Origin of the sequence: Rhizobium sp. CF142 (assembly GCF_000281145.1) — a bacterium.
Classification (GTDB): Bacteria; Pseudomonadota; Alphaproteobacteria; order Rhizobiales; family Rhizobiaceae; genus Rhizobium.
In genome coordinates, this window is record NZ_AJWE01000052.1 from 38,372 (window position 1) to 48,060 (window position 9,689).

Below are 9,689 nucleotides of genomic sequence, written 5' to 3' on the forward strand. Positions count from 1 at the left end.
ACGTTCGAAATTGTCATGGGCGGAAGTGATAGACAGAAAATTTCGCAGCGTCAACGCATTCCGCAATAAAAAGTCCGCAGCCGGTCGACTGCGCAAACCGTCAATGGGCCGTCCAATTCTGGGGCTGAAGGATTTATTAAAGGATCGATTCTATCCTGCCCTTTAATGCAGGGAGTAACCCTTTGCTCAACAACGACATGATGACGACAGGCAAAGCAGGCGAACAGGAGCGCCGCGACAGCCTTGCGCCAGGGAATCGATTTCTCGGGCGTGTCGTTGCATGCAGCGGATCGCGCGCTACCATCGCCGCCGTGGCGGAAGCCGGCGGCACCGATCTCACCGAATTGTGGTCTGTCGGCCGGCTGATTTCGATCAGCGTCGGGCGCAATCGCGTCGTCGCCCTCGTCTTTTCCATGAATACCGGCAGCCAGGGCTGGGGCGAAGGTCAGGACAATATCTTCCGGATCGAGACGGAACTGCTCGGCGAAGTCCGCGTCGATGAAGACGGCCGCGAGGAATTTTCGACCGGCATTTCCCAATATCCCTATCTCGGTGCCATCGCCCACCGCATCCGCGCCGCAGACCTGATGCGCATCTATGATGCCGGCAAGGGCGCCACCGCCGTCATCGGAAACCTGACACAGGATGAAAGCATCGACGCGGCGATCCATGTCCCCTCGATGCTGTCGAAGCACTTCGCCGTGGTCGGCTCGACCGGTGTCGGCAAATCGACCGCCGTCTCGCTGCTTCTGCATAAGGCGATCGAGGCCGATCCGAAGCTGCGAGTGCTGATCCTCGATCCGCACAACGAATTTGCCGCCGCCTTCCCGAAACACGCCGTCACCATCGATACCGATACGCTCGACCTGCCCTTCTGGCTGATGCGGCTCGAGGAATTCGCCGAAGTTGTCTTCCGCGGCCGTCCGCCGGTACCCGAAGAGCTCGACATGCTGCGCGACATCCTGCCGGAGGCCAAACGCGCCTTTCGCGGCAGCGACAGTTCGCTGGTGCGCCGCCAGACGGAAAAGAGCTCGATCACCGCCGACACACCGGTGCCCTACCGTATCGCCGACCTCTTGGCCCTCATCGACGAGCGCATCGGCAGGCTGGAAGGCCGCGCCGAAAAGCCCTTCCTGCGCTCCTTGAAGATGCGCATCATCGCTGCGATCAACGATCCGCGCTATCACTTCATGTTCTCCAGCAACACGATCAGCGACACGATCACCGAGACTATCGCGCAGATCTTCCGCATCCCCGGCGACAACAGGCCGATCTGCACGTTCCAGCTTGCCGGCATCCCCTCCGAGGTCGTTAACTCCGTAGCCTCGGTACTCTGCCGCATGGCCTTCGAAATCGCGCTCTGGAGCGAAGGCGCCATTCACATGCTGGTCGTCTGCGAAGAGGCGCACCGCTATATACCCTCAGACCCGAACCTCGGCTTTGTCCCGACGCGCCAGGCCATCGCCCGCATCGCCAAGGAAGGCCGCAAATACGGCGTCTCTCTCGGCATCATCACCCAACGCCCCGGCGAACTCGACCAGACGATCCTGTCGCAGTGCTCGACGCTCTTTGCCATGCGCCTTGCCAACGACCGCGACCAGGAAATCATCCGCTCGGCAATCCCCAACTCCTCGATCTCGACGACGAGCTTCATCTCCTCGATCGGCAATGGCGAAGCGATCGCCTTCGGTGAGGCGATCCGCGTGCCGATGCGCATGCGCTTCTTGCGCGTCGACGAAACCCTGCTGCCGAAGGCCCATAGCGCCACCAGCAAACATGCCGAGGAAGATCCTGACACCGTCGACCTGCGCCGCATCGTCACCCGCATGCGGGCAATCACATCAGGCCCCGATATCTCCACCTTCCAGCAGAGCTACAGTGCAGCGATAGCGGATTACGAGCCGGAAGAGGATTTCGAAGACGAAGCCGCCGACCAGTCCTATGCTGCTCCATCAGCAGCACAGGCGCCGCTCGAACCCTATCGCCCCGGACTGCTGCCACAAAGCCGCGCGCCGCATCCTGAGCCCCCGCAGCTCTCGCCGCAGACCTCCATCGACGCACGCCTGGAAGCGCTGCGGCGCGAAATGCGCCGCGACGAGCAGCCGAGGCCGGCCTTCGGCGAACAGACGTCACCGCCGCGCCGCGAGGGCGGAATGTCGCTGCGCGAAAGCATCCTGAAGAAGCCGCTGAGCAGCCTTTACGACAAGGACTGAGCGCTGCTCACGAACGCGGCTGGCGCGTTGCCGCTGCGATTTCGGAGAGATGCCGCTCGATCAGTGCCAGGAAGGCGATGGTGCCGCAGATCAGCGCCGCAACCACGATGCCGCCGATGGCGCCCAAAATTGCTCCGACGATGAACATGCCCGATCCGCCCTGCGCCGCAGCAGCCGTCGCACCCGAAAGCGTGGAAAAGGCAAGGATGACGATAGCGATCAAGGCGTTGATCGAAGAAAGCGTCTTGGCGAGAAAATTGTTCATGCCGGCCCCCATAGCTCCATTGGTCATGATTCGAAGATCATTCTAGCCGTTTGCGGGCGTGAAGCATGTGTCGCTTTGGCGCTAAGGCGAAAGCCGCTCCCAGCTTTCATCCATCTGGTTACGAAACCAGGTCATCTGCCGCTTGGCATATTGCCGCGTCGCGGCCGCCCCGCGCTCGATCACCTCGGCACGGCTCATCTCGCCACGCAGCATCGCGGCGATCTGCGATACGCCAATCGCCTTCATGACAGGCATTTCAGGGGGAAGATCAAGCGCGAGTAGCGCCCTCACCTCATCTTCCGCTCCCTGCTCCAGCATTTTCTCGAAACGTCCGTTGATACGCTGGTGCAGCACGGCGCGATCCGGCAGCACGACGATCTTGCGCGCCGTGTCGGGATCGACGACGACAGGCCCCGCCTGCCCCTGAAATTCTGCGATCGACTGGCCCGTCGCCTCGATAACCTCAAGCGCCCGCACGATCCTCTGCCCGTCTTGTATGTTCAGGCTTTCGGCCATGGCGGGATCAACCTTCGCAAGCTCTGCATACAGGCCCTCCGGACCCTCCTCCAGAAGCCGTGCGCGCAGCCGCTGCCTTATCTCCTCGGGAGTGACGGGCATTTCCGACAACCCGCCCGTCAACGCCTTGAAATAAAGCCCCGTGCCGCCGACGAAGACCGGCAGTTTTCCTTCGGCGTGCATGCGCGGCAGAAGCGCCGTCACGTCCCGCAGCCAGGAACCGGTCGAATAGGCCTGCGCGGCCGGCACATGGCCGTAGAGATGATGCGGCACACCATCCATATCCTCTTCGGAGGGTCGTGCCGTCAGCACCCGCAGCGTGTCATAGACCTGCATGCTGTCGGCATTGATCACCACGCCGCCATGCTCTTTGGCCAATTCCACTGCGAGCGCGGACTTGCCGCTTGCAGTCGGCCCGGTTATCAGGATCGCATTCACAGCGCTCAGAAGGTTTTCCATCATGGCCCTCGTTGCCACGCTTGTTGCCAATCCGTCAAACCCCGTTCTTTCGCCTGCGATCGCCGAGCGCGCCGCCGACGCCATCAAGGCGTCCGGGCTCTACTGGCTGGCGGATGGTATTGCCTGCGATATCGTGCTCGCAGACGGCTCTGACGGCCAAGCCGCCGAGGCCAATCTGCTCGCCGTCATCGCCAGCAGCCCGATCGATCTCGTCATCCAGGAACAGGAAACCCGCCGCAAGAGACTGCTGATCGCCGATATGGATTCGACCATGATCGGCCAGGAATGTATCGACGAACTCGCCGCCGAAGTCGGCCTGAAGGAAAAGGTCGCCGCCATCACCGCCCGCGCCATGAACGGCGAGATCGCCTTCGAGCCGGCATTGCGCGAACGCGTCGCGCTCCTGAAGGGCCTGCCGATATCGGTCGTCGACGAAGTGATCGCCAAGCGCATCACGCTGACCCCGGGCGGCCCTGAACTGATCGCTACCATGAAGTCGAAAGGCTATTACACCGCCCTCGTCTCCGGCGGTTTCACGGTCTTCACCAGCCGCATCGCCGCCGCCCTCGGCTTCGACGAAAACCGGGCCAATCTCCTGCTTGAGGAAGGCGGCCTCCTCTCCGGCCACGTCGCAGAACCCATTCTCGGCAAGCAGGCCAAGGTCGATGCCCTCAACGACATCGCCACCCGCCTTGGCATTTCCCCCGAAGAAGCCATTGCCGTCGGCGACGGCGCCAACGATCTCGGCATGCTGCATCTGGCCGGCTCCGGCGTCGCCCTCCACGCCAAACCGGCTGTCGCTGCCGAAGCCGACATGCAGATCAACCATGGCGACCTGACGGCGCTGCTCTATATCCAGGGCTACCGGAAGACGGATTTTGTGACTGCATGAACCGCACGAGGCGTGGCTGAAAACTGAAAAAGGAGCGTCATAACCGCTCCTTTCGCGTCTTGGGGCGGCAAGCGCCCCTCCCCACCCTCATTCCTGTGCTCGTCACAGGAATCCAGCCACCGAGCGTCCGCGCGGTGAATGACTCGTATTCTCCGCAAATGGAGAAAGTCTTTCCTGCCCAAGGACTTGGGCAGGCTGGATCCCTGTGACATCCCTTGTGCTTGCACGAGGGCACAGGGATGAGGAAGAACTGGGCGGCCGCCGCGACTAATCAACTACCCTAGTCACGGCATCCTCCGCCAACCGACAGCCCTCACTCCATCGGCACTGCAACAAACCGCAGGTCGCCATTCGCTGCAGCGACCATCATCTGCGCGTTGCGCCGGCCTTCCTGCTTCAGCGTCTGCACCTTGGTGGCAACCGCATCCGGCGACTTCATGAATTCCTGCGCCACTTCGACGATCACGTCGCCGGGCTTTAGCCCCTTTTCGGCAGCGGCCGAACCCGGCGCAACCTCGGTCACGACGACACCATCGACGCTTTCGGCAATGCCAAAGGCCTTGCGGGCCTCGGGGCTGAGCAGCGAGAGCGAAAGACCGAGCACGTGCTTCGGAGCAGCCTGACCGGGCGTTGCCTGATCCTGGCCCTGGCTCTGGCTTTGTCCTTGTCCTTGGCCTTGTTGCTGCGGATCCTGGCCGTCAGGTGCGGCTTGCCCCTGATCGCCGCCTTGATCCGGTTCGTCCATATCGTTGTTTTCGCCGGGATCGGGATTGATGACACCGTCATCCGTCGAATTGTCGTTGGCGGCGGCCTGGTCGCTATCCTCGAGACGACCGAGCGTTACCTTGACGGTCTGCTCCTTGCCGTCACGCAACACCACCACGTCGACCTCTTTGCCGACAGGGCTTTCGGCCACCACGCGCGGCAGGTCGCGCATCTCGCTGACGACCTTGCCGTCGAATTTCAGGATGACGTCGCCGGCCTTGATCGAGCCGTCATCGACCGGCCCGCCCTTGATGACGCCAGCGACCAGCGCACCCTTGGCGGTATCGAGGCCTAGGCTGTCGGCCACTTCGTCGGTGACGGGCTGGATGCGCACACCGAGCCAGCCACGGCGCGTCTCGCCATATTCGCGAAGCTGGTCGACAACGCCGGAGGCAAGCTCCGACGGCACTGAGAAACCGATGCCGATCGAGCCGCCCGACGGAGAGATAATCGCCGTATTGATGCCGATCACTTCGCCCTTCATGTTGAAGAGCGGACCGCCCGAATTGCCCTTGTTGATTGCCGCATCCGTCTGGATGAAATTGTCATAGGGGCCGGCATTGATGTTGCGGCCGCGGCCCGAAATGATGCCGACCGTCACCGATCCGCCGAAGCCGAACGGGTTGCCGATTGCCATCACCCAGTCGCCGATGCGCATGACGCTGGAATCGCCGAACTTGACGGATTTCAGCGGCTGTTTCGGCTCGACCTTCAACACCGAAAGATCGGTCTTGGTGTCCGTACCAATCAGCTTGGCCTTCAGCTTGGAGCCATTGGCGAAATTGATCTCGATGTCGTCGGCGCCCTCGATCACGTGGTTGTTGGTGACGATATAGCCCGAGGGATCGATAACGAAGCCGGAGCCAAGCGAGCTGACATTGTGATTGGGGCCGCGATTGCCCTGCTGCTTGTTGAAGAAATCGTTGAAGAATTCCTGGAAGGGCGAGCCGTCGGGCGCGCGCGGCGCCGGGCCTGCGCCCTCGTCATCCTTCACATTCTGCGAGGTCGAAATATTGACCACGGCATCGAGCAGTCCCTCGGCGAGATCGGCGACCGAAGCCGGTCCATTGCCCGGAGCCGTCATCTGCACCGGCGGAGCGGCGGGCGCCACTGCAGCCGGAGAAACCGGCGCCGGTTGAGAGGCCGCGGGGGCCGGTGCTGCCTGTTCAGGTGTCGCTGGTGCGGGAGCGGTTTGCGCATGCGCAACACCGCTTGCGCCGACATTTGCCAGAAGGGCGGTGCCGGCCAGCAGCGCGAGCGTTCGTCTGAAGGGCGAGCGAGTCGTGGGGGCCATCAAGCTTCCTCGTCTGGGGTAAAGGCGCACATACAGCACCAGCATAAGGCGGAATGATGGAGGGCGAAATCACCTTTTCGCGAAATCCCCGTGCGAATGTGATCTAACCTCGCAAAAGCCAGACACAGCCGACGCCGAGGGCTATCGCGGCAAGCCCGAAGACTCTGAGTTGCCGCTCCGGAACGGTGGGAAGCAGCTTTGCCATCTCGATAAGAAAACGAGGGGCCAGTGCGTAGACCAGCCCCTCGATGATAAGGAAGAATGCAAGTCCGATGAGGAAGTCCTGCATTCAGTCTGTCGTCAGTTCACCGGCTGTGCCGGAGCGGCCGGCTGGACAGTCGCAGGTGGCACGAGGCCACCGGTCTGGCCCGGTGCAGCAGGCGGGTTGCCGTTCGCATTCTCGAAGTAGCGGAAGAACTGCGAGGTCGGCGAAAGCACCAGCGTCGTATCCTGCGAGGAAAGTGCAGCGGAATAGGCGGCCATCGAGCGGTAGAACTCGAAGAAGGCCGGATCCTTGCCGAAGGAGTCGGCAAAGATACGGTTGCGCTCCGCATCACCCTGACCACGCAGGATTTCCGAATCGCGCTGCGCATCGGCAGTGATCTCGACGACCTGACGGTCGGCGACCGCCCGGCGGCGCTGGCCCTCTTCATTACCCTCGGCGCGGATGCGCTCGGCTTCGGCCAGACGCTCGGAGCGCATGGCGTTGTAGGTATTCGGAGCCACTTCCGGCGAAAGGTCCGTCCGGCGGATGCGGACGTCATCGATATGCAGGCCGAGATTTTCGGCATCGGTACGCAGATCGTCGCGGATTTCGAGCATCATTGCCACGCGCTCTTCCGAAAGCGCCGCATTGTAGTCACGCAGACCGTAGACGCGGCGAAGCGAGGAATCGAGCTGCGCACGCAGCCGTGCTTCCGCAGCGTCGCGGTCGCCCGAGACCGTTTCGCGGAAACGGCGCACATCCGAGATGTTGTAGATCACGAAGGCGTCGACATCGAAGGTCTGGCCGTCCTGAACCTGAACGCGGATATTGTCGAGGTCGAGCCTGAGCGCACGCTTTTCCACGAACTGCACGCGGTCGGCATCCATGAAGCCGAACGGCAGCTTGAAGTAGAGGCCGGGCTCGCTCTTCACCGACTGGATCTGACCGAAGCGCACGACGATAGCCTGCTCACGCGCATTCACGACGAAGATCGAGGAATAAAGAATGGCGAGAAGGATCGCGAGCGCGATGAGGATTACGGGAAGTCTGTTCGATACCATGGTTCAACCTCCCTGCCGTGCTGGTGCTGCTGCCGCCGGTCTGTTGATCTCGTTGAGCGGCAGGTAGGGTACGACGCCCTGCTTCTCGTCGATCACGACCTTCTTGGAGTTCTTCAGGACCTGCTCCATCGTTTCCAGGAACAGGCGCTTGCGGGTCACATCGGGAGCCTTCGAATATTCGTCGTTGATGGCCGTAAAGCGCTGGGCTTCGCCTTCCGCTTCCTTGACGACGCGATCCTTGTAGGCGGCTGCGTCTTCACGGATGCGGGCTGCATCGCCTCGTGCCTGACCGAGCTTCTGGTTCGTATAGCGGTTGGCGTCCTCGATCGTGCTGTCGCGGTCGCGGCCGGCACGCTGCACTTCTTCGAAGGAGTCCGCGACTTCGCGCGGCGGCGCCACGTTCTGGATCGTCACGCCGGTCACGGTAATGCCCGCGCCGTAGCGGTTCATCGTATCCTGAACGATGTTGAGGACCTGCGTCTCGATCGGCTGGCGGTTGCTGCGGAAAGCATCCAGTGCCGGACGCCGGCCGACGACTTCGCGCATGGCGCTGTCTGAAACCTGCTGCAGCGTTTCAGCCGGATTTTCGACACCGAAAAGATAGGCCTTCGGATCGCTGATCGTATAGAAGACGGCAAACTGCACGTTGATGACGCTCTTGTCGCTCGACAGCATCAGCCCGCTCGAAGAGCCAGCCGTGGTCGCGCCGATGTTCAGCTGCTGCACCGTCACCTTGACCGTCTCGACGGTTTCAACCGGCCAGAAATGGAAATGCAGGCCCGGCATGGAAATCTCCTGCTTGGGCTCGCCGAAGCGCAGCTCGACGCCGCGCTCGTCCGGCTGGACGACGTAAATGCATTGGAAAAGCCAGAAGATCGCAATGATTGCCACGATGATCGCAACGACACCGCCGTTGAAACCGCCCGGAATGAAGCCGCGCAGCTGATCCTGCCCGCGCCGGATAATGTCTTCCAGATCGGGCGGACCGCCCTTGCCGCCGCCACCGCCGCGTGGACGGTTCGGCCCCTGCCCCCATGGTCCCTGATTGTTATTTCCGCCGCCGCCGCCCCAAGGGCCGCCGCCGCCATTCTGATTGCTCCAGGGCATCAAAACCTCGTTGTTCGTTACGTCATACACATCCGACCGCCGTGGGGGCTGCCGGCGGATGCGATCCGACCGTTATAAGTATCGCAGCACCGGCTTTCAACGCGGCGTCAGAAACTTGGTCAATATAATTGGAAAATAGTTCCTTTTCAGGCATCTCGCCGTTCATAAACGACAAAACGCGTGGGGTAGGTGTCCCTTTCCCCCGAGGGAACATCGAGGCTCTCGGTCGCCGCCCATATAGCGGGATCGATCTCGGGAAAGGACGTGTCGCCATCCACGTCGGCTTCCACATGCGTCACGCACATGCGATCGACGAAGGCCATCGCCTGCGCGTAGATCTGCCCGCCGCCGAGGATGGAGATCTCGTTTTCGCCCTGCTTGCGGGCAAGCTCCTCGGCCATCTCTATCGCCTCGTCGAGCGAGCGGGCCATATGCACGTCCGGAAGATCGATAGCGGCACCGCGCGAGATCACCACGTGCTGGCGTCCCGGCAGCGGCCTGCCGCCGAAACTCTCGAATGTCTTGCGGCCGACGACGACAGGCTTGCCTGTTGTCATCGCCTTGAAGCGCTTGAGGTCGGTCGAAAGCCGCCAGGGCATATCGCCGTCGCGGCCGATGATGCCGTTGCGCGCAACGGCAACGAAGATGGTCTTGCGGATATCGGACATCGACCTTCCCGGCTTAGGCATGTCGCGCAAAAATGTGCAGCGGTTTTGTTATAACGACATGCGAAACAAAAACCTAAAGCATGGCAAGCGATCTAAAAGATCGCGACACGCTTCAGACGGCGATCGGCGCCTTGATATTGGCATCGGCATCGTAGCCGACGAGTTCGAAATCCTCGTAGACGAAGCCGAAGATATCCTTCACATCGCGCTTGATCAGCATGCGCGGCAGCGGCTTCGGCTGGGG

10 protein-coding genes are annotated in these 9,689 nt (G+C 61.9%); 2 read left to right on the top strand and 8 right to left on the bottom strand.

Annotated features, from left to right (window positions below; all coding sequences use genetic code 11):
• Positions 1-182: 182 nt before the first annotated feature.
• The gene (locus tag PMI11_RS13520; protein WP_007817809.1) at positions 183-2,213 is read left to right on the top strand and encodes an ATP-binding protein; all 2,031 of its coding nucleotides are present in this window, start codon (positions 183-185) and stop codon (positions 2,211-2,213) included.
• Positions 2,214-2,220: 7 nt separating this feature from the next.
• Here PMI11_RS13520 and PMI11_RS13525 read toward each other — a convergent pair whose 3' ends face one another.
• Together PMI11_RS13525 and miaA are read right to left on the bottom strand one after the other, a co-directional pair.
• Positions 2,221-2,478 carry a hypothetical protein gene (locus PMI11_RS13525; RefSeq protein ID WP_007817811.1) on the bottom strand — a complete coding sequence of 86 codons (258 nt, stop codon included), beginning with the start codon at positions 2,476-2,478 and terminating at the stop codon, positions 2,221-2,223.
• An 81-nt stretch (positions 2,479-2,559) separates the two neighbouring features.
• Positions 2,560-3,456 (bottom strand): tRNA (adenosine(37)-N6)-dimethylallyltransferase MiaA, encoded by an 897-nt coding sequence (gene miaA / locus PMI11_RS13530; protein ID WP_037071284.1) that lies wholly within the window; start codon positions 3,454-3,456, stop codon positions 2,560-2,562.
• On the opposite strand from miaA, the gene serB reads away from it, so the two are divergent.
• Positions 3,455-4,345 carry a phosphoserine phosphatase SerB gene (serB, locus tag PMI11_RS13535; RefSeq protein WP_007817815.1) on the top strand — a complete coding sequence of 297 codons (891 nt, stop codon included), beginning with the start codon at positions 3,455-3,457 and terminating at the stop codon, positions 4,343-4,345. The two genes, miaA and serB, sit on opposite strands and share 2 nt — an antisense overlap.
• Positions 4,346-4,658: 313 nt before the next feature.
• On the opposite strand, the gene PMI11_RS13540 is transcribed toward serB, so the two are convergent.
• The 6 genes from PMI11_RS13540 to PMI11_RS36450 form a co-directional block, all read right to left on the bottom strand.
• Complete coding sequence (locus PMI11_RS13540; RefSeq protein WP_007817817.1) at positions 4,659-6,404, bottom strand: Do family serine endopeptidase; 1,746 nt, start codon at positions 6,402-6,404, stop codon at positions 4,659-4,661.
• 103 nt (positions 6,405-6,507) lie between these two features.
• Positions 6,508-6,693, bottom strand: a complete 186-nt coding sequence (locus PMI11_RS13545) for a DUF2065 domain-containing protein (protein WP_007817819.1) — start codon at positions 6,691-6,693, stop codon at positions 6,508-6,510.
• A gap of 11 nt (positions 6,694-6,704) precedes the next feature.
• Positions 6,705-7,670, bottom strand: a complete 966-nt coding sequence (locus PMI11_RS13550; RefSeq protein WP_007817821.1) for a protease modulator HflC — start codon at positions 7,668-7,670, stop codon at positions 6,705-6,707.
• A gap of 3 nt (positions 7,671-7,673) precedes the next feature.
• Positions 7,674-8,777, bottom strand: coding sequence for an FtsH protease activity modulator HflK (gene hflK / locus PMI11_RS13555; protein ID WP_007817823.1), 1,104 nt, complete (start codon positions 8,775-8,777; stop codon positions 7,674-7,676).
• Positions 8,778-8,923: 146 nt separating this feature from the next.
• Complete coding sequence (locus PMI11_RS13560) at positions 8,924-9,445, bottom strand: dihydrofolate reductase (protein ID WP_007817825.1); 522 nt, start codon at positions 9,443-9,445, stop codon at positions 8,924-8,926.
• Between the two features lie 112 nt (positions 9,446-9,557).
• The coding region (locus PMI11_RS36450) for a thymidylate synthase (protein WP_007817827.1) at positions 9,558-9,689 on the bottom strand (132 nt) is incomplete at its 5' end.

Bases quoted from the DNA above. Each gene is read 5' to 3' on its own strand.
- PMI11_RS13525 (WP_007817811.1), bottom strand. From the start codon at position 2,478: ATGAACAATTTTCTCGCCAAGACGCTTTCTTCGATCAACGCCTTGATC.
- PMI11_RS13545 (WP_007817819.1), bottom strand. From the start codon at position 6,693: ATGCAGGACTTCCTCATCGGACTTGCATTCTTCCTTATCATCGAGGGG.
- PMI11_RS13550 (WP_007817821.1), bottom strand. From the start codon at position 7,670: ATGGTATCGAACAGACTTCCCGTAATCCTCATCGCGCTCGCGATCCTT.
- miaA (WP_037071284.1), bottom strand. From the start codon at position 3,456: ATGATGGAAAACCTTCTGAGCGCTGTGAATGCGATCCTGATAACCGGG.
- PMI11_RS13560 (WP_007817825.1), bottom strand. From the start codon at position 9,445: ATGTCCGATATCCGCAAGACCATCTTCGTTGCCGTTGCGCGCAACGGC.
- PMI11_RS13540 (WP_007817817.1), bottom strand. From the start codon at position 6,404: ATGGCCCCCACGACTCGCTCGCCCTTCAGACGAACGCTCGCGCTGCTG.
- hflK (WP_007817823.1), bottom strand. From the start codon at position 8,777: ATGCCCTGGAGCAATCAGAATGGCGGCGGCGGCCCTTGGGGCGGCGGC.
- serB (WP_007817815.1), top strand. From the start codon at position 3,455: ATGGCCCTCGTTGCCACGCTTGTTGCCAATCCGTCAAACCCCGTTCTT.